This window comes from Citrobacter freundii complex sp. 2024EL-00216, from assembly GCF_043945515.1.
GTDB lineage: Bacteria > Pseudomonadota > Gammaproteobacteria > Enterobacterales > Enterobacteriaceae > Citrobacter > Citrobacter portucalensis.
This window is the reverse complement of the sequence record NZ_JBIMRA010000020.1, coordinates 48,608-68,858: the sequence shown is the minus strand read 5'-3', so window position 1 is coordinate 68,858 and position 20,251 is coordinate 48,608. Positions and strand designations below refer to the sequence as shown.

General features: G+C 49.8%; 13 protein-coding genes. 2 read left to right on the top strand and 11 right to left on the bottom strand.

Translation table 11 applies throughout. The features are described 5' to 3' along the window. Positions 1 to 1,037 precede the first annotated feature (1,037 nt). The 4 genes from repA to traD form a co-directional block, all read right to left on the bottom strand. Complete coding sequence (repA, locus tag ACHHZ7_RS20440; protein ID WP_049271075.1) at positions 1,038 to 1,892, bottom strand: incFII family plasmid replication initiator RepA; 855 nt, start codon at positions 1,890 to 1,892, stop codon at positions 1,038 to 1,040. Positions 1,893 to 2,485: 593 nt separating this feature from the next. Further along, positions 2,486 to 3,271, bottom strand: coding sequence for a DsbA family protein (locus ACHHZ7_RS20435; RefSeq protein ID WP_395149204.1), 786 nt, complete (start codon positions 3,269 to 3,271; stop codon positions 2,486 to 2,488). A gap of 34 nt (positions 3,272 to 3,305) precedes the next feature. Then, complete coding sequence (gene traI / locus ACHHZ7_RS20430) at positions 3,306 to 8,723, bottom strand: conjugative transfer relaxase/helicase TraI (RefSeq protein ID WP_395149203.1); 5,418 nt, start codon at positions 8,721 to 8,723, stop codon at positions 3,306 to 3,308. After that, on the bottom strand, positions 8,720 to 11,290 hold the full coding sequence (traD, locus tag ACHHZ7_RS20425; RefSeq protein ID WP_395149202.1) for a type IV conjugative transfer system coupling protein TraD: 2,571 nt from the start codon (positions 11,288 to 11,290) through the stop codon (positions 8,720 to 8,722). Before traD ends, traI begins: the two co-directional genes overlap by 4 nt. Positions 11,291 to 11,501: 211 nt before the next feature. On the opposite strand from traD, the gene ACHHZ7_RS20420 reads away from it, so the two are divergent. Beyond that, positions 11,502 to 11,750 (top strand): type II toxin-antitoxin system CcdA family antitoxin, encoded by a 249-nt coding sequence (locus ACHHZ7_RS20420; protein ID WP_049271083.1) that lies wholly within the window; start codon positions 11,502 to 11,504, stop codon positions 11,748 to 11,750. After that, positions 11,747 to 12,058 (top strand): CcdB family protein, encoded by a 312-nt coding sequence (locus tag ACHHZ7_RS20415; protein WP_057064246.1) that lies wholly within the window; start codon positions 11,747 to 11,749, stop codon positions 12,056 to 12,058. Before ACHHZ7_RS20420 ends, ACHHZ7_RS20415 begins: the two co-directional genes overlap by 4 nt. On the opposite strand, the gene ACHHZ7_RS20410 is transcribed toward ACHHZ7_RS20415, so the two are convergent. The 7 genes from ACHHZ7_RS20410 to ACHHZ7_RS20380 form a co-directional block, all read right to left on the bottom strand. Further along, the gene (locus ACHHZ7_RS20410) at positions 12,055 to 12,396 is read right to left on the bottom strand and encodes a hypothetical protein (protein ID WP_395149201.1); all 342 of its coding nucleotides are present in this window, start codon (positions 12,394 to 12,396) and stop codon (positions 12,055 to 12,057) included. The two genes, ACHHZ7_RS20415 and ACHHZ7_RS20410, sit on opposite strands and share 4 nt — an antisense overlap. 54 nt (positions 12,397 to 12,450) lie before the next feature. Then, a complete protein-coding gene (gene traT / locus ACHHZ7_RS20405) occupies positions 12,451 to 13,182 on the bottom strand; it encodes a conjugal transfer complement resistance protein TraT (RefSeq protein WP_151216544.1) in 732 nt (243 codons plus the stop codon). Positions 13,183 to 13,480: 298 nt separating this feature from the next. Continuing rightward, positions 13,481 to 14,038, bottom strand: coding sequence for a hypothetical protein (locus tag ACHHZ7_RS20400; protein ID WP_395149200.1), 558 nt, complete (start codon positions 14,036 to 14,038; stop codon positions 13,481 to 13,483). A 3-nt stretch (positions 14,039 to 14,041) separates the two neighbouring features. After that, complete coding sequence (gene traG / locus ACHHZ7_RS20395; protein WP_395149199.1) at positions 14,042 to 17,326, bottom strand: conjugal transfer mating-pair stabilization protein TraG; 3,285 nt, start codon at positions 17,324 to 17,326, stop codon at positions 14,042 to 14,044. Beyond that, entirely contained in the window at positions 17,326 to 18,690 is a 1,365-nt protein-coding gene (gene traH, locus ACHHZ7_RS20390) for a conjugal transfer pilus assembly protein TraH (RefSeq protein WP_079939572.1), read from the bottom strand. Before traH ends, traG begins: the two co-directional genes overlap by 1 nt. A 279-nt stretch (positions 18,691 to 18,969) precedes the next feature. Further along, entirely contained in the window at positions 18,970 to 19,569 is a 600-nt protein-coding gene (gene trbB / locus ACHHZ7_RS20385) for an F-type conjugal transfer protein TrbB (protein ID WP_395149198.1), read from the bottom strand. A gap of 204 nt (positions 19,570 to 19,773) precedes the next feature. Then, complete coding sequence (locus ACHHZ7_RS20380; protein ID WP_395149197.1) at positions 19,774 to 20,244, bottom strand: hypothetical protein; 471 nt, start codon at positions 20,242 to 20,244, stop codon at positions 19,774 to 19,776. Between the last annotated feature and the right edge of the window lie 7 nt (positions 20,245 to 20,251).

Genomic DNA, 20,251 nt, shown 5'->3' with positions numbered 1-20,251 from the left:
CATCAAGGCGCGGGAATAAAATCCCATTCAGACGCCGGATAGATTCAAGCAAGCCAACTTGTCGTCAAAATCGGTGTTGCAAAAACGGGAGTGACCATAGATTCCGTTTTCTGAGACGACCCCTTATAGGTGCCTGACGAACGAATCAGCATGCGCGAAGCGCATATAAGGCGCCAGCTGATGCCTCTGGTGGTTCTGTAGTTAAATGGCGCCGTAGCCCGGCGTAGCCGGTTGATCGATAGAAGATCACTATTAACCCCTCCTTCCTGCTAAGCCTAAATCCGCTATCAGACGGCTCTGGAGCCTATGTGCGCCTTCGGAGTGGTCACGGCAAGGCGAAGCCGCAGCCGGGGCGTATCTCCGCGTTATGCGGGCCGTTAGGGCCGCTTACGGGCGTGTTACATAAAACCTCCAGACCAAACCACTGGCAGCCACTCAATAGTTTAGTTACATCATCCAGCATTAAAAGCGATGTTGTTCCCGGCCTTTGGCCGGGGCGGCGGCGCTTTTCAGTGGTGGGGAGGGGCTGGATGGTCGGGTGGGCACTGATTTTTGGCTAAATATTTTGGATGTTGTAACTATTATTTCTGGTTTTTGCCCGCCACGAAGAGGCGGGAGCTACCTCTGGTTTTTCCGAACCGGCGCGGACGTGAGTCCGCTGCAAGGGCGGTCATTCTCTAAGCCTGTCCACAGGGCAGGCGATGAACAGGTTATGTATTTATAGGAGATAAAGATTATGTATTTAAAAGAAGTACAGAGCAGGTGTTTAAAAGGAACGACGCACCTTGAAATCAGCTCGGCTGGCGCTTTCTGAGTATAACGGTTGTAGCTTTATGGAACGTTCCCTTGCACTTATTTGTAGATAACTGAATTCATCGCCTAGAAACGGCATGGTTGATGAAATCTATGGCCAGTCTGAGGGGAATTCTGTGCTTATTCAGGGATTATACGGCGGAGAACGGGGCGTTTAATGAGAGGTGTTGAGGTACAGACGTGCGAAATCCTCCGGCGTCAGCCGGATTTTTCATGCAGGAGAGTTATATGGGAACTGTGGCCAGCCGCGTGTAATTATCACGCGACATCAGCATGCGCTCTTTAACACGACGCTCAATTTCCCGCTTCATGGCTTTAAGCCCCCCGGTAAAACGTCCGCACGCGTATTCACGTGTCAGCTGTTGCTTAACGAGAGTCTCAATGTCCTTGCGGGTTCTGTCGGCATCACGCCGCGCCCGGGCGCGTTTCAGTCCATGAAGTTTACGTTCCGACTGATAGCTGCGGAAGCGCTCGCGTACAAACCGCCAGGCCCTGGCTATCAGTTCATCCATCTCCAGCGGCATCAGGCTCTGCTTTTTACGCTGCAGGTTTTCCCATTCGACACGGCTGCGGCGTGCAGCGGCCACAGCCACATCAGAGATGTCAAATGCTGAAAATAATGCCGGCGTGAAAGTAATATCGGTGGGGATGTTACAACCAATTTGCGGGTCATATTCCGTCTGATAGGTTATCAGCCCCAGCTCCGCCATAAACTTCAACGCCCGTGAGGCACGGGTGATGGACAGATTACCGCTTTTTGATTCAGTGGCCAGACCGCACTCAATGGCCAGATTGGTGATGGAGCGCTGAACACGGTTGGCCAGCGGGTCGTAGTGGAAACACATCCCCTGCAGCAGCGCATCAATGGCTCTGCGACGCAGTACCGGCGGCATACGATGCCGCTTACCCAGCGAACGCATGAACGCCACATGGATGGAAAAATCAAAACGGGATGTAAAGCCCTCGGCTTTCGCCATCAGCTTACGGCAGAACGGCAGTGTCTTTTTACCCTCTCGCGGAGTGAATTCCGGATTAGGATTTTTGACCTGTCTGTAAAAGGTAGGTTTTTTTTCAGTCACACCGACCTTTTCTTATGGCGGTCGGGTGTTGTTTTATATGGTGCATGCGTTATAATCCTTCACAGGCAACGCGCCTGCTTTTGGACCCCCTGATATTCTGGCCAGCCCGCCAAAGTTGAGCAGATTTCAGGGGGTTTGTGCATTCAGGCTCCGGATATTCTCCGTCACCTGCTCCTGAGCGTTTTATGGATACGCTCCCATCCACGTTCCTGCTTCCGGAAGTCCGCATTTCTTCCGAAACAAAGTTTTGCGCCCATCTGCCTCACCACAAAGCAGCCAACAGAATTTGGATTGGGTGTAAAACTAAAATTATTCAACAGAATACCCCACCACAAGGCTTCTGTACGTCCAGGAAGTTTACCTTTTCACTCGTAAATTTTCCATACGAAAAGATCGAGGATCGTGACGAAAAGCAACTGGATCGCGTTCAGTTGAGCTAGAAATAATCTACTTCATGAGGTATGTCTGGATGCGTTTCTCACAAAATCAGGCATAGGGTACGCAAAGTTGCGAGATCTTTTAAAGGCAGGAACGAACCGGTACTGTCTGACAACGTTTTCTGGCGGGAAACGGTTGTCAGGTCGGGACGGGTGTTACCTGGATGCCTTATCGATGGCGGACAGAATTTTTTCTGCGGGAATAAAGCCCAGGAACACAGTGATTTTTTGAGGTGTCGCGTCGCTGACGGGCATAACAATAATGCCTGGGGTGCCTGTGAGTCCCAACTTTGCGGCCAGTTCATTGTTTCGGGAAAGCGCTGGGGTGAAATCCTCTGTCCCAGGGGCAACCTTCCAGCCCGCCTGACGGGAAGCTTCTGAAATATCTTCTGCGCTTAGTTTTCCTTCATCATGGCCTGTTCTGTAAATGGCATTATGGTAAGTCATATACGCATCAGCCCCCTTTTGCTTCCAGACAGATAAGCCACGTTCAGCTGCTTTCCGTGAATTTTCCCAACGATCACCAAAGATTGGTAATTCTTTAAAGACATAGAGAACATCCGGACGCGCGAGCATGATTTTTTCCAGATCTGGAGCCAGCCTGCTGCAGAACACGCACTGGTAATCAAAAAATGTTATAACCGCCACTTTTGCACGCACAGGCCCTGTAGCTGGCGTATCAGCGTCATTCAGCAGCAGTTTTTGATTGTCCATCACCCGAACGGCATAATTCAGTTGCACCCTTTGTCGCTGTTGTTCCTGAATTTTTTTACTGACAGTTATCAGAACGTCAGGATGTGCCACCAGGTAGTCTGCAGCAATCTCACCGATTCTCCTTTCCTGCTCCGGCGTGAATGGGGATTGTGGGGCAGCAGCCGGTGACGTAAAACTTACAAAACTGGATGTGGCAACGATTAACAGAGATAAGATCGTTCTCTTCATAAATGGTTTCTCACTTTCAATGGCGGATTGGGGATTAGCGTTCTTTCTGAATGTTACGGGTCAGTGACTGTTCTTCACGTTCCGGCATACGGCCCTGGTCAGGACTGTTAGTTTGCCGCGCTATATCCCGTTCATTACGAGCAAGTTCTGTCACCTGACGGGATATGCCGGAAATTTCAGTACCACGTTCGGTATCAATTTCCTGCCCGGCCCGTAGTAATCTTGCCGCTTCAAGATCCTGCTTGTCCTCTGCTGAAGCTATTCTTCTGAGGGTGTTTTTATCGGGTTCAGAAATATCTTTCTGTCCGTCAGCATCATAAATCTCCGGTTTGATGTTCAGTTCTTCGGCAGGCTGGTGAATCATTTTCACCGACAACGGCTCTGCAGCTTCCCCTGATGTTTTACCGGCATTGACAGCCAGAGACTCTTCTGTGCGCTTACGGGCTTCATCCAGCTCACGAATAAGGCTGATATCGACCGGAGCATTTTTATCGGCGTTTTGTTCGGTTTCAGGCAGAATGAATTCAGCAGATTGACGGCTGACACGTTGAACACTTATTTCTTCGAGCTCCCGACGTTCACCGCCACTCACTTTAATCAATTGTGCTGAAGGTGACTCCGGTCCAACCTGCCAGACCACACCATCCTCCGGACGGTTGCGGGCCGCATCGAGCGCCACCGACAGTTCGCTTACAACGACCGTATTCCCGGACTTGCTCCTTTGCAGCAGAGCTCCACGACCGCGTTCACTCATCACCATGCGGATCTCGCCCTGTGTCAGTTTCCCTTCAGGACTGGCTACCAGAGAAACCAGGGCCAGCCCTGAGCTTTTACCATTGTTGTCATAGACAGGCAGAGCAAGAGCCGGCTCCGGAAAACGTCGGGTTGCAGGGATAATTTTTGCGGTAAGGGATGACTCATGCATATTCTGGTGTCGCATCCAGGCCCGACCAATTGCAGTCTTGCTGACTGGCTGTCCCATTGACCAGATGGCTTTTGCCTGTTTTCGCTGCGTTTCAGGTGCAAGCGCATCGTGGGCGGTTTTGATGTCACGTTCCGGGGATTTGACTGCGTTGATCCAGTCCTGCTTACCGTCGGTATAAATCTGGACGTGCTCTTTCACACGCGAAGCGGATATGTAAAAGGCCCGGCGGGTGGCCAGTGCCTTACGCCCTTCTTCTGTGCCTTCCAGAGATATAACGTAATCGGTGCTGGCACCTTGTGCGCCATACCCGGTTACAGCCCAGCCGTAGTCTATGTGCTGCTGTGCGCGAACGTCTTTCGGGTTAATGGTTATGCGTCCTGCTTCGCCCTTAAGCCGGATATCACCTGTCTCACTGACTGACTCGACGGTATATCGCTTATTCGCTGTCTGGCCCAAATCACGATCGGTTGCCGTAAATTTCAGTAAATCACCGGCTCTGACTTCTATCTCCCGTCGGTGAAACAGCTGCACATCACCGGTAATAAGCTCCCGGGGTGAATACAGGCCAATTCTGCCTTCTTCATCACGCACTGTTACGGTACTGCCATTACGGTCAACAGCCAGTACATCCTGATAACGATCACCGCGTTTAACCACCATTCCCGCCAGCCAGGCCTGAGTCTGGTTGAACTCATGACGTGTATGCGTGATTTTCTCAAGCACAGGTACCCTGACCGCGTTCTCACCCAGCTCTCCACGCTCAGCCAGCGAGGCATGAATGCCGGCGTTTACCGCCCGGCGGTCCGCGTTAAGCTGAGTAATGATAAGAGTGCGGGCACGTGCATCCTGTGTCCGGCCCGTCCAGTCTGCCACAATATCATCCACCGGCGAGGCCGTTTCCAGAAAGGCGCTGGCAGGCACTATCACATCGGGATTACGCGACACGCGGTCACCGGGCTGGGCTTCAATACGTTTCAGGGCTGCATCAATACGATTATCGATAATGTCATGAACCGCCCCTCGTAGCTGGACATCTTTCTGACGAACTATCTGCTTCATGATGGCCACGTCCATCGGGCTGCGTTCCTGCATCAGTTTAAAGGGGGCACCAACATCGACAGATTCGAACTGGTCGATGTCCCCCATAGAAACAGCGCGGCCTCCCCCTGCCGCAATAGCCTGAAACAACGCAGCAGTATCCTGGTTTCCTGCCATTGAGGATTCATCAATAAGAAACACCTGCCCTTTATAATCAGGTTTCTCACCACCTGCTGTCGCCTGCTCATGCTCCACAATAAATGATTTAATTGTCTGTGCCTGGACACCTACATCACTCATCTCTTTCACCGCCTGGTGTGTCGGTGCCAGCCCTGTCAGTACCGGACGTACGTCTGCAGGCAGAGTATCCAGTGCGGCAATAACTGCCTTAATTTGTGTTGTTTTCCCTACACCGGCATACCCCTGAATCCCTATAAACTGATCAGTACTGCCAAGCACCAGTGTGGTGGATTTTCTCTGACCCTCAGTTAGTCCGTTCATGACACCTTCAGGGACATGGTCGAGTAACGGTAACTGCGTGTTTTTCCCCTGTTCCACGACACGCAGGATTGCCTTTTCCATCTCCCAGGTTGAACGGGCTACCAGCTTGGGCTCTCCGCTGAGTGAAACCTGCAACAGCTCACCGGTTTTAAGCATTGAGCCAATTTCAAGCCCGATTGCATCCAGGTCAGGATGATATTTCACAGCATCTTTAGCCAGATCCAGCGGGCTGAACGCCACCGTTCTCTGGTCGTTTACCGCGCGCCAGACAGCAAGCCCGGCCTCAGTACGTACGCTGTCTTGCAGGGTTTCAACCGCGCTACTGACATTATCCTGCCCACTGAGTGTGCGAACCAACTGCACGGGCGACACATTCGTTTTCATCCTTTGCAGTCGCGCCTCTGCCCTGTCCTGCACCTCTGCAGTGAAAATCTCCGCGCGATGGCCACTCTGCGCGAGTGAATTCATGGTCTGTGTTGATATATCCCGGCTGTTCAGTGCGGCCAGCACCACGCCGGTATCGTTATCCCGTCCTCCAGGGGCGCTCACATAAGCATGCGTCACATACAATGGCTGGTTTTTAGGTAGCGTCAGCACATCCTCACCACGTCTGACCTCAATTCCCTTCTCGCTGATCCCTGTTACTTCGAGTCGGTCTTTAGCTTTCAGGTGGTGCTCACGATCTCCGGCTACAGCCAGAAGTCTTTCTCCGGAAGAAACATTCAGTGTTTCACGGTTAAAAAGACGCCAGTCTGCTGTGACATCACTTAATTTCATCCGGGTAAGCACCCCATCCCCGTCAATGAGTGAAAGTACTCGGGTATCCTCATGCACCCGATCAATCACGTAAGACTGGCGGTTTCTGGAATCACTACGATCCTCAAGTACCATGCCTGGGCGATAAGAACCAGGCATCCGGCGAGTTCGCTTATCGAGCCAGACGGGTTGTCTGGCTTCGATGTCCACACCATCACGGGCCAGTTGCCCGGCATTTTGCAGCGCATTACGGATTAACCCCGTCAGGTGTGTCTGTTCACGCTTTCCGACCACTACGGCGGTGACGTTTTCGTTTCCTCCATTCAGATCGGCAAAACGGGTAGCCAGCGATTCATATCGATCACGTTTGTCCGGAATACTGACCACCGTTGCTTCCAGCCCGGGAGCAGGTTCTGTCCGACGGGAGCGGCTTATTCCAGCGGACTCCAGTACCGACATGGCATTACCGTTTGCCTGACGACCGGCGCTGTCAAGGAAGACCAGTTGAGCATCCTGAGCGCGGGCTTCACCCAGAAGAACCAGCGTTTCCTTAAGTCCCAGACGTTCAGCACCTTCAACAATCAGCGTGCTCTGGGATTTGAGGTGAAAGTCGCCGCTCAGGATATGCTGGCGACTGATAATACGGTCACGCAGTACGTCTGATTTCCCCAGTGATATGGCACGTTCAGCGGAACTGGCCAGGACCTGAACATCCCGACCAAGTGATGTAGATATACCGGTAAGCTGAGTGGCAAGGTCACGGATGCCCGCGACACCTGACGGCGCATTCATCAGTACCAGAGAGTCCTGTTCCACGACGGCCAGTGCCGGGGGCGCATACAGCTCCGGTCGGGAAAAACTGACCACGCTTGTCGATTTAATATGCTCCTGGCTCAGAGCCTGAATAGACAATTCATCCAGCAAGTGGATCCTTGACGTGAATACCCCTTTCTCGCTGTCCAGGGGCACAATCATGCCATCTTTTAGTGACGCATCAATGGCGGCGCGAATGTCTTTAATTTCAGGTAGTTTTTCACTTAGTTCGGCCGTTGTCAGCATCAGCTCACCAAAGGTGAAACGTGTTTTGCTGTCACTCAGTTGTGAGATAGCCTGACGGACAGCATCTGTCACTTCCGGGGCAGGGAGTGACTCGCCGAGGCGGCTGTCCAGAGTGCGATATGCCCTGCTGTCACGCGGTTGTGAAGCCGTTTTCTCCCCCTCGTTACCGGGCACCCGTTCCGGCGTTTTTGATGTGGGAAAACCCGGCCTTACAGCTGTGTTGCTGAGCGAATTCTCTGCTTCCGATACCTTTTCCTGGGCAGGGTGTTCGTGTGATTGAACGCTTTCCTGATAGGCCCTGAGATCAAACCCCTTCTCTTTCATCTGCTCCTGCCAGCGCTCCATGAGACGCAGCCTCGAGGGATCAACTTTGGCACGACGGGTATCTTTTGCGGCCACATCTCGGCTGCGCAACGTGGCCTCTGCGCCGATTGCCCCCTGAATTTCCCGTCCGCGTGAGGAAAACTCCTCCCGGACTTCTTCCGGGACGCCTTTTATTTCCCACATGCCATGTTTACCGACTTCCTCTACCTCATGGCCCAACGCCTCCACACGACTTCGCAAAGCACTCCGGTAAATTTTCCCGAGCGTCACCTGCATTTTCATAACCGTTTCAATAAAACCGGCATTATGGATATAGTCGGTGGCCAGTGCTTTCCACTTTCCATCCTGTTCTGTCATGTTGGCGACAAGAAGGTGTGTGTGCAGCTGAGGGTCAAGGTTTCTCGAGGTATCATGAGTGAATGCTGCGGCTACCATTTTGCCGGTGTGAACGATGGAGGTGACACCATCTTTCGTATCACGGGCAGAAATCAGTTTCTCAACATAACCCGCCGCAATACGAACAGCATGGTTATGGGCTTCCAGCATCTCCTTATCCCCTCCAATAAGGGCCAGTATTGAGACACTTTTGGGAGCGGAAAAGGTCAGGTCATGCCCGGGTCTGTGAACATGATTACCATTAATTTCTTTACCCAGGCGGGAACCATCGGGTAAGCGGCCTTCCAGTACAGCGGTCAGGTCATCTCCCCTGACCTGACCATCGAGGCCCAGCGCGTCAGCGCCTTCCCCCATCCAGAGACTTTGCAGGTTACCGAGGAAATAATAGTTGTCGGAATGGCTGTAGTAGCCGGCAGCATCGGCTGCCGAGCCAATAGGGGCGACTGACATCATAATTCAGGTTCTCTGCCGTCATAATGTTGATCGTGTTCGCCATAACCCGGATCGTCGGGGTGGCGATGCAGTAAAATATTTTCTTCGTCCTGCGCGAGGCGCTTACTCGTCTGGTGTGTTTCCGGACTGACGTCTGTCCGGGCTTTTATTCCCGACGTCGTGACTGTTATTCCCCCCTCACTATTCGGGGTGATACGTGCATCCAGGTTCATCGTTTCCCCTGCCGCGCTATCTTCTCCCTGCTGATCGTTGCCTGATGCGTTCGGTCGTTGGCGTGCCTTTTGCAGCATATCCAGGGCTGAGGTAACAGGCGGTTCAGTACCGGATGTACGGTTGCGGAGACTGCGCAATGCCGCCGGCAGAGTGTTGTCCTGAACAACAGAATCGGGCACAACTGGAATGGCTGATTCCCCGGAACACGTAGAGTCATTTGCAGAAGCAGAAACTGAGGGAGTCGGTGTTTCCTGTGGCGCTTGCCGGGTAAAAGGCAGTGGAAAAACATTATTGTTTTCAACGGAGGAAACCTTCACGACACTTGATTTTTTTTCGGGGATCACTGGTGGTGAAATAATGTCTTCCTGCTTAAGCTCAGGTTCTGTGGCCCGGACACGAGTAACGTCTGCCGGTGGCGTTTCTTTTTCTGTCACAATGGCTGAGAGCCGGGAAGTAATGGCTGTATCGCCTCCGGATGCAGCTGTATTAGCACCCGACTTTTCCAGTATTTCATCCCCGGTCGGGAAGGTCAGACCGGCGGCAGAAGCAGCACGCTCATTTTTTTGAATCACCTTTTCCAGCTCGGGACTCAGAGCATCGCGAATGTTTCTTTCAATCAGCCCGGGATGATGCTTTTTCGGCTTCCGGAATTTGAGTTTCAGTCGGACAACCGGATATTCACCCGGCATACGGACATAAAAACTCAGGTTAGGCAGACGCATAATCTGGTCGTAATCGACAATTGGGTCGTTAACCTCATCCTTACCCAACGACACACCATCACGGACCTGATCCAGACCGTAGCTGTTCTGCTCTCGAATTTTTCGTTTACGCTGATGCCCCAGTTCCTCTTCCACCACTTTGGCCATCTCCGCACTTGGGGAACGGCCATACATGCGGGTGTTCATCAGGTCGAATATACTTTTGGCCAGCTCACGACCATAAACGTGGATCATCTGTGCCATATTCTGCATTCCCAGGACAAAACAGCCGCCGAATTTACGCGCTTCAGCCATCGTTTCTGCCAGTTCGGGGATGCGCTGAAGGCTGGGAATTTCGTCACAGATAAACCATACTCGCCGGTCGCTGTTCTCCCCCATACTCTGTAAAAACATGGTGGCCAGTGATAACCAGAGAGATATCAGAGGCCGGACACTTTTGCGGTGTCGGGCCTGTGTGGAAATAAAGAGCCAGCTGCTGTCGTACTTCGACTGTGTCATCCATTCGCGGATGGTAAACGGGGGTTTGGTACCGTCATCCAGTCCCTGCAGGTATCGCAATGATTTGGCATAGTTGGTGACTACTGAACGGATCGATATAGCGGTCTTTTCAATTTTCTCCTCAACCAGGTTGGCCGATGGGGTGTTGGCCAGATAATCACGCAGGCTTTTCATGCTGAGGGACAACAATGTCTTGAGAAATTTCTCAATGCTGCGCTCCGGGTCAGCAGACATCCTTATGGCCAGGTCAGCATAAATGGTCCGGGAACTGGATACCCAGAAGGGGTCGGACTCTCCTTCAACGGGGATAAGACTCGTTGCAAGGTTGTCATAGTCCACAGCATCAACACACTCTCCCCACATATCCCAGTTAGCGCAACGTTGATCATGAGCGTTAAGAATGAAATCAGTGCGGGGGTTGTAGTGGGTTTCAGTAAATGTACAGCCTGAATCATAGATAATGGCCCGATCGCCACGTTTTCGGATGAACTCCAGCAGCCAGCGAATAAGAGTCGACTTACCCACGCCAATCGTGCCGTGGATCAGGAAGTTCATTACTTCGGTCATCCTGACCATGTGTAATTCACCCACACGTAAGTCGGACAGTTCTCCACTCTTACGCAGTAGCCGGTTCACCTCGGCCGGATTTTCCGTCAGTTGCATGCCGGAAATATACTGGTCTTCACTTTCCCTGCGGCCAATGTCGGCAATGTACCAGGCGATGCCCACGAATACACACATGCTGAACACACCGCTGACCAGCACGGCCCACTGCAGTTCATTGAAAAACTGCTCCCCCATAGCCATCATGTAAGGGTCTGTGAGTATCTGTGGCAGGGTCATTTTCAGAACCATCTGCGTCTGAGTGGCGGCATACCAGTAATGGATGTCATAGAGTTTTGGAGTGCCCGGCGGCATCAGGTTGATGAAGCTGCTGTTAATGCTGGAAAACCACCACAGTGAGCCGTTATCGAAAACCTCCTGTGGTATGCGTAAGAAAAAGATGACGGCTGCCAGCACAGCAAAAAGGATGAAGATCCAGAATCCTATCCAGTTGTTGACCTGAAAGAACATGCGCCAGCGATAGGCAGTCATCTGCCCACCCTGAGTGAGATTTTTACCTGCAAAGCTCATAGAATTTACCCGGCAGTAATCGCATCGCCAGAAAGGCAACGAGATAAACGGTTGGTTAAAAAAAGAAATTCCAGCGCTCGCCGCAGACATGACTGCGCCTGTGCAGTCATGTGAGGAAGCGAAATATCACAGGAATAACGACAGGCACTTACGCTCTGGAGCATAAATGCGCTATATTTATGCGCATACATAATGCGCAGAGGATTTAACAATGAATACGACTATGCGGTCGCGCAAAAGAAGCACCAATATTTCGCTGGATGCCGCCCTGGTGGACGAAGCGAAGATGCTTAACATCAATCTTTCAGCAGCCCTTAATTCTGCTCTTGAAGACGTGGTCCGTGCCGAACGTCAGGCCAGATGGAGACAGGAAAACAAAGCGGCTATCGATGCCATGAACAAATTTACTGCTGAACATATTATTCCTGGCAGCAGTGCAGCACTGAGAGTCTTTAAATGAATCAGGGAACCGTATTCAGAAGACTGGACAATCCGGAATATCCGTATTTCGTCATAGCGCAGTCCGATCAGCTAATCGATCTCAATACGCGGGTCATCATTCCTTTTGTCAGATGGCGCCAGTCATTACCTGGAATGAGCAAGATTAATCCCGTCGTTAACATCGATGGTGAACGATATATTCTGATGACGCAGCTGATTCAGACGGTCTATCTTCATGAGCTTGATGAGGAGGACATTCACAGTTACCGCCCTGAGATGAGAGATCTCATCGTCAGTGCGGTAGACTTTCTTGTTACAGGTAGCTAACTCTTAAGGACTATAGTGAAACCTTTTTCCTGCATACACTGACGCCAGGCCGAACCTGGATTTCCGTTATCCAGAAATTCAGATTCTACATATGAAAGGTGATCTATTTTTTGATCAAGTGCGGTTGTAATTCCGACACGGAGGTAGAGTGAATTGAGCTTTGTGATTGCTTTGAGCTCGGTTTTACCATTTTTCCCTACTGATGCAGACTGAATGGCTGCCGTACATTGATCGGCTGCGGTTCTTTCTGAACTATATTCAGTTTGTTTATGGCCAGAGCAACCAGAGAGTATTACAGATGTAGAAACTGCTATTAAAAAAATCTTAAGTGTATTCATGTTTTTTCCCTTAAAGACAATACTGATTCAGGGCAACAACTTAGTTAAAGTTGTCTACATAATGCCTGCGATAGACTTAGCCAGCTGCGCTTCCAGTACCGGTTTCGCTTCTTCAAACTTAAGATTGACCTTATTGGCATTAGATACCACGCGGGTCTGATATTTTGCCCTGTTCCCTTGTTCAGTGCTCGTCTGCACCTTAATTCCAGAGGTTCCCTGCTTTAGGGCGGCAACATTATCAGTGGTAACAGTAGCTTTACTGCGCTCAGAGATTTGCAGATCGGTCACCATCGTGTAGTTAATATCTTCGACCATCGCATCAGCGGCCATACCGATCAGGCCGCTGGCCAACCCCACTCCGAGTGTGGCCCCTGCAGAACTTGAGTTATACGCAGTGATACCTGCACCAAGAGCTGCGCCCATCGCGGCTCCTTCGTAGCCCGTTTTCAGGAAGCCCTGCGATTCACGCAGGTCCATTTTCTCAGCCTTCAGAACGTTGGCCTGAATCCAGTAGTAGGCCGTATCCGGAGAACTGGAAACCCGGTAACCTTTTGCGGCCAATTCACTGGTAATTTTCGCCTGCAGGCCTGACATGTCTTTGTCGGACGTATTGCGAATCTGGAGATAAACAGTCTTCTCTGAAGATGGTTCCAGCCAGATGGTTTCACTCATCTGGGTCTTCACGTCAAGATTGCGCTTTTTCACAGCAGTGGACATGGCTCCACAGCCCGAAAGTACCAGGGTAGAGGCAACTAAAGTTACAACTGCATACTGTTTTAATTTCATGGTTTATCCTGTTTGTTATACCAGCACACCACTTATCCTGAATTTCAGCATAGAGTTCATTGATATAGCGCATTATTTTAAGAATTATCCTAATGGCAAGTTAATAAATAACGTTCAACCCTTAATATATAAGCACTGCTAACGTATTTAATTCAAAAAATCCGCTGCGAAATTTATACAATTTTCTATGCGAGTTTCTGAATCGCAACCTATTAAATTGATTGGATATTTATTAACAAATTAAGATGAAAACCTGCACTATTCTAAAATGAATGCAGGCTTTTAAGTTGACCAGGATTTACTTAATATTCCCATTCAATTTCTTTAACAATGGACCAACTCCATACTTTGTCACTTGGATATTAACAGTGATTGACGTAACAAAAATTGCAACAAACATCATAATTGGCGTAGTGAATAAATAAATAGGGTTATAGAAGGACATCAAACATGTCATCAATAACGTACAAATATAAATTACAGTCCCCTTAAACAAAGCACTTTTAAAATGAATTATCAGTGGGTTTTTTTCTCTGAGACTTTGGGGTATCAAATTGTAAAGGCCAATGTAAGGCAACAACATCATACTTTGCACAAGGCCTACCACTATAGACATATAAATTGGTATGGCTTCACCTGAAAAAAAATAGTCAGCAAAAAGGCTTACACTTAAATTTTTATGATTCAAGTTGGCGCATACTATCCCAAGTGTTAATGCAGAGAGCAAAATACCAACCGAAGGCAGAACTAATGCAAACTTGACCGCCTTAGCCGTTGATGGTACAGGCTGATTACTGTCAGAAACACCATCTAATATCGCCTTAATATCACGATTAACATCGTTGAATGTCAGCATTTTTTACCCCATTCTTTTTCTCAATTCTTCAATGTTTTGCTTATGTTTATCAATCTCATCATTATGGAGTATAGGTAATGCAGTTTGTCTTAAATCTTCTGCATGCTTACCTTCTATAAATTGAGATTTGATATTCTCACTTTCACCTTTAATGATATCACTGGATGCCTGAACAGTGGTTTGTTTTTTATCAATTTCTCCAGCAGATTTGTTGATATTATGCTGATTTTCAGATCTTTGTTCCGCAGCCCTAAGTTTCAAATCATTTTGAGGTTCAAAAGTTTGTCCAGTTTGCTCACGCAGTCTTTCTTGATTTTCCTTGAAAGAATCTGACATATCATTGCCTGTGACACGTCCGCCCACAGCAGTTCTGTCACTGGTGATGTTTCTCGCCAAACTTTCTTTGTTGGTTTCAGACGTATACTCGTTGTTGCCCACTGAATTGTTTTCTCCGCGACGAGTGTTAGAGCGATACTCTTCACCACCATACTGACTGTTTGTATGATCGCTATAACTCCCTCCAGTTTTCATTAACTGCCCATCGCTATAACTTTGTTCTGATGCTACTAATGAAGATTCATTTATTCGGCCCGAAGCATCCTGACTTATTGGTATGTTCCGATCTCCATACTGTCTATTACTTCCATATAAATTTGAGTCGCCTGAAGATACACCGATTGCCCCACCTGAACTTTCAGACGTCGTATTTACATTACTGTAACGTACTCCATCTTGTGCATCTGTAGTCCCCTCCATCTGCTGATTAGTCTGAGCAGGATGCACAATATGTTTACCACTGAACGGGGCATGCTCGGAACCGGTTATAAGGTCTGAGCGACCCTGCTGATAATCTCCGGTAATCTCAGGTTTCAGACGTTCATTCACAAACTCCATTGCAGCTTCGCGCGCACTTGGGGCACTTGTCAGCATACTCTGTGCTTTGTCGCCATACTTATTAGCCGCCCAATCCACAAACTCCTGAGTGTAGTTGGTATCCAGGCTTGCACTCTGATTCTGTGCAATAGTGGCCATACGGCTGAACTCATCGCTCTGTGTCGAACTGGTTGTGTACTGATGATACTTACTCTCCGCATCATTAAGCGTGGCTGCAAATTGTTGAACATTGCTGGTTGCCGCATTCTCCGTATGATTTGAGCCATCACTCACTCGGCTACTGGTAACCATATCCATACCCTGACGGAAGTCATTAACAGACTGACTATTTTTATCGTGGCGCATATCTTGAGTATTTGAGTTTGTCTCCTGAGTACCATGAGAACTTCCACTACTTCCCTTCGCCTCAACCCCTCCATGCCCCTCAACTGAGACTCCTGTTACCCATTTACCTATCTTACCGAAAGCCTGATCACCCGACTTGAATTTAACACTTCCTCCCGCATTAGCGCTCATCTCACTCGATTTGGACATAAGCTCATTGTAGGCTTCCTGAGTTGAAATATTATTTGCTTTGGCGTAGCTCTCGGCGGCGGACATCATCATGCTTGCACCGCGAGTAGCATTTGTTGCCTGGCTGTTTTCACTGCCTGAACTCAGGCTGTCACTGGTACCACTCTGGCGAGATAACTGCGACAGTTGAGACCAACCACTGGTCACGCTATGGTTATAGCCATCCAGTGCTGTTTGTGCCTGAACCTGCGACTGACGCGCTGATTCCTGAAATCCACTGCTGGCCAGCTGGCTGAGTTTCATATTCACCGGGAGATTAGACATAGCACCAGAGCCATCAATAACGGTATGACCACCGGCAGTCATTGTCTGCGTAGAACCATTATCAGCCTGCCATGTCTGTTGGCCCTGACGCTGTACCAGGTTTGTATCCATTTTGTTCTGGTTTACGTTGTCCATCGACATATTGTTAAACGACCAGTTTCCATCGGCAGTCGTGGAAGATACACCTGCAGCCGTGAAGGCCGCCGAACTAAGCATGCCTCCTGCTACCTGTGATCCAATTGCCGCCGCTCCCCGGGTAAGGTAGAACGAAAGAACAGGAATCGAGAGTGAAAGGTATCCGGCCAGGTTCGCCACATCCGAATGCTGTAACGCCACAATATCTTTGTTAGAGAGGACGAGTGCCGTCCCTCCAGTTTTCGACTGCAACCAGTAATTTGAGGCGTAGTTAAGGATCGCGAACATGATTGGCCATAGCTGGAAATAGATAAAACCACTCACGTATATTTTCAGTGTATTCAGGCCGAATACACCGTGGTTAGTGGCCGCTAAAGCAATCATTAACGGGAAAAGACACACCAGGATCAACATAAGCAATGATTGAGCAAATGGCAGTGTGCGTGTTGCCAGTTCGTTCCCTGATGCCCAACTGAGCCGTTGCTTAGTGGCCGCATTCTCTGTCGCCAGATTCAGCAGGTTTGCGGTATCTGACGAACGGGCTGCGAACCCTTTAATTCCCTGTCGTATCGCGCTGTTGGTAATATTGTTCTTCATAATCTGCGAAGCAGTCATTCCGCCGGCATAAAAGAAACCATAGCTGTCACCCATCGCGCTGGAAAGCAGTGTTGCTCCATTAATCTTATTGCCGAATATCTTCTGCGTCAGCCAGGTAAACGTGGCGCTGCCAGGATTAGCTTCAACGTTGGCCAGCGTTTTAATTTCCGCAGCTGCCTGTTGGCAGGTTATAAACTGCCTCGTCGTGGAGGATGTTTTAAATATTCCACGCAACGGGCTTGGGTTACTGGTGATTAGCGCCAGCGGATCGGACGAGTTAAGCAGCTGATTCACGGTGTATTTCCCGTTCAGCAAAATATCACCAATTACGCAGTTTTCCACATAATCCGGCAGCATCTGTGCCAGTTCCGGGTTCTGTGTCGTGAAGTCACTTGTTTCGGCCACTATCTGTGAACCAAAAAGCATCCCCGTTTTGCTGTAGGTTACTGAGTCCGGGCGAGCCATCAGAGAATCGTATAACGAAGTCATCTTATAGCCGACACTTGTAGTCAGAGAGGCAATACCAGCCAGTCCAACCGGAACATTATCGGTTTTCCAGACAGCTGCAGGATCAGATATATCGATCACCTGAACGGAACGCTTCGGAACTAACAAAATCGTGGTAATAATCATGAAAACAGCCAGCCACTGCACAAACAACATCGGGTTACGTTGTTTAATAAACATGATCAACGCAGCCAGTACCCCGAAGGTTCCCGCCATACGCAGCAGCGTACTGAATGTACTGGAGCCGATGAGGGTAACAACGGCGTCCAGCGCCGTTTTCCACATACCCCCACCGTAAATGGTGTAAATCTCAAGCATCAGCGATCACCCCAATGGTAGTTGCTCTGGTATGAGCCGGAAACGATGGTGGATACCTGCTGTTGCAGGTACTGCATATTGCGGTCGATACCATCCAGCGCATTCTGATCTGCAGCTGACTGCAGTTTCATGTCAGCCAGAAGCCCCTGCGCGTGAATAACGTTGTCACGCAGCTTCGCGGCGGCTTCTTCCGGGAAATTTTTACCCGCCAGGGACATACTGGCCTGTTTAACCAGCTCCTGGAGATACTGAATCATCAGATCCTGCGCGATAAAATCCGACACCTGCAGCAGATAGGTCGCGCTCATTCCCATGCTCTGAGCGTTGGTCAGATATTTCAGTACCGGGACCGACGTGGTGTTCACAAACCCTTTTTCCTGGTCGGTCAACGGTCTGTCATCTACCAGTTTGTTCTGCATGGAGATCATCAGGTTTTTAACCAGGGTAACAAGAGCGCTTGATTCAGAAATACTGAGGTTGGTGACGACCGGATTAAGACAGAGTGAGGCTTCATCACATCCGTATACTTTCGCTGTACCACCGCGCATCAGTACTTTTATCAGGTCACGGTTATCAACCAGCGGCGTAAGGATAGTGACATCACCATTCCTGTTGAAAATGATTGAGCCGACGGTACTCATCACCAGTTCTTTCAGGGCGCGGTCACCACTCAGTAATCCATTTTTGCTAAGTGAATCCCAGATGAGGTTCTTGTTTTTCAACACCTGATCTTTCTGTTTATCTCCGGCCCGGGACGTCACACTGTCGCTCTGCCCGCCGACCGTACACCCCTGACGCGATGCAGCCCAGTCAGCAAACATATTGGTTTCACCGGCAATGTCCTGGCAGATCTTTTGCTGTGATACCTGTGTCACTGGCCATAACCCTCCTATGATGCCCTGTGCTGCCTGACACGAACTCATATTCATCGAGTTCACATCGCTGGCCAGTTTTTGCAGGAAGTCCTTAGCCTGTTTCAGTTCCGGGACCATCGTCTGCAAAGCAAGGTCGAAGGCATACCCCAGCGCGTTGCTCATGATCTGTTTAACGAAGCGCTGAATTTCTTCACCGCTGATCATGCTGAATGAACCAAGATACGCATCAATGCCACCGCAGCCGGCATTGAGGGAGGGTAACTGCATCGAAATCAGTTGTACGTTTTTAACCGGATTTCGCAGATACACCGAACCACCTGAAAAGTAGCCCGCAGCCTGTCCCTGCCATGCCTGCGCCTGTGAGACGTTTCCGCTGTACCCCAGGCTGCCAAAAAATCCGTTCAGATCACCATTTACATCGGCCCGGACAGGGGATACTGACAGGCCCATAAAAAAAATACCTGTGGCTACTGCCAGCGACTTAATCATGCCCATGCCTCCTGAAAGCTGGTTTCTGAAGCGAAATCCGCAACGCATAATGTCCGGCAGTACAAGCCATAAAACCTGTGTTCAGTGAGATTAAGAACAGTACCGGTATGTCCTGCAGAAAGGTACTCAGCTCAGATTTTGAAAGCCCCCCTGCAAGTCGGGCAACCAGGAAGCCATAAATTGTCGCGGATACCAGCAACGTCACGCTGAAAAGAAGCCAGACGCGCTCGGTACGCGAGAACGCATACGAATGTGTAGTCATTTTGTAGTCCGGTTTTATTACTGAGGAGTGACCTGCGCACTTGCCGGCATGGGCGGCAGCGTTTTCGGATCGACATCGTCGAGGTCAGCTTGTATGAGGCTGGCCATCCGACTTTCAAGAACAGGAATATCCATCACACCCTGCGTTAGTGGATAAGCCCTGAGCGTGTTGACGTTCACCATGAAGGCCGTCGGTGTGGCAATCGGCAGACCGTTACCAAAGAAGGTGACAATCTCATCTGCTATAGGGGAAGCAGGGTCTGTCTTGCGTGGTATCATTGGCGAGGGGTATGACGGATCACCGCCTCCATCGAGCGTATAAGGATAAACTTTGATATCGTGCTGATCGGCCCATTCTTTGATTTGAGGGTCGAATTTTGCGCTGTACTGACAGTGTGCTTGCATAAACAATACAACCGCATAGTCCTTCATATTAACCTGACGACCGTCAGGTAATGTCATCAGACTGGGTGTCGTCACGGGAGATTGTTTTGTCAGGGCAACAACTTCCGGAGAATTTATTTTAGCCTCATCCATTGCGGCAAGTTCATCCCGAACACCGGCGCTGGCTATCAGGGGAAACACCATCAACAGGCTGGCGGCGACTTTACCGATCATGCAGTACCTCCCTTATTTGAAAGTCAGTTTGCCATTCATGTACGCATGCGATTGTCATGAGTGTCACTGCAAGTGCCCACATCAGGTAACAGGTCCAAATCAACAGGTTTTGGGTGAATGTCACCGGCGCTGCAACCAGATAATCCAGGCACTTTGCTACCACACCCCACCACAGGAGATGAACCAGCCTCACAAGGCATGATTTCATGATTTCATTCTCCTGAAGATAGAACGAGCAGGGATGAGCGCGCCACTGAATAACCACGAGACAAATAACCCCATAACCACAGACAGCAGATACAGTTGTCGTATGGTGCTATCTGTTTCCTTTTGCCATTCGGAGGCGGGTTTCCGTCCTGTCAGGCATGTTGCTAAATACACCGGAGAAGACTGTTGCAGAGCGTTATCCTCTGCGGACAGGGATGGAATGGCACGTTCATCAGGTAAGTCATCGTGAGATATCTTCGGTTTGTCGCATACAGAGATATTGACCATCCCATCCGGAGCGCCAGCGATAAGGGTCCTGGCAGTCGAGAGGAAGCTACCGGCAATCGAGTTGTTAAATGACAGCGTGATGAACAGGAAAAACAGCACCAGAGAGGGCGCCGTCACCAAAGAAAAAAAAGCAACACGCCGCAACGTGCGCGCGGCACGTATATATGCAAATTTATTCACGGAAAAA

Excerpts from the sequence above, each read along its gene's own strand:
- traD (WP_395149202.1), bottom strand. The coding sequence starts at position 11,290 with ATGAGCTTTGCAGGTAAAAATCTCACTCAGGGTGGGCAGATGACTGCC.
- traT (WP_151216544.1), bottom strand. The coding sequence starts at position 13,182 with ATGAAATTAAAACAGTATGCAGTTGTAACTTTAGTTGCCTCTACCCTG.
- traI (WP_395149203.1), bottom strand. The coding sequence starts at position 8,723 with ATGATGTCAGTCGCCCCTATTGGCTCGGCAGCCGATGCTGCCGGCTAC.
- ACHHZ7_RS20420 (WP_049271083.1), top strand. The coding sequence starts at position 11,502 with ATGAATACGACTATGCGGTCGCGCAAAAGAAGCACCAATATTTCGCTG.
- trbB (WP_395149198.1), bottom strand. The coding sequence starts at position 19,569 with ATGATCGGTAAAGTCGCCGCCAGCCTGTTGATGGTGTTTCCCCTGATA.
- ACHHZ7_RS20435 (WP_395149204.1), bottom strand. The coding sequence starts at position 3,271 with ATGAAGAGAACGATCTTATCTCTGTTAATCGTTGCCACATCCAGTTTT.
- ACHHZ7_RS20400 (WP_395149200.1), bottom strand. The coding sequence starts at position 14,038 with ATGCTGACATTCAACGATGTTAATCGTGATATTAAGGCGATATTAGAT.
- ACHHZ7_RS20415 (WP_057064246.1), top strand. The coding sequence starts at position 11,747 with ATGAATCAGGGAACCGTATTCAGAAGACTGGACAATCCGGAATATCCG.
- traH (WP_079939572.1), bottom strand. The coding sequence starts at position 18,690 with ATGATTAAGTCGCTGGCAGTAGCCACAGGTATTTTTTTTATGGGCCTG.
- traG (WP_395149199.1), bottom strand. The coding sequence starts at position 17,326 with ATGCTTGAGATTTACACCATTTACGGTGGGGGTATGTGGAAAACGGCG.
- ACHHZ7_RS20410 (WP_395149201.1), bottom strand. The coding sequence starts at position 12,396 with ATGAATACACTTAAGATTTTTTTAATAGCAGTTTCTACATCTGTAATA.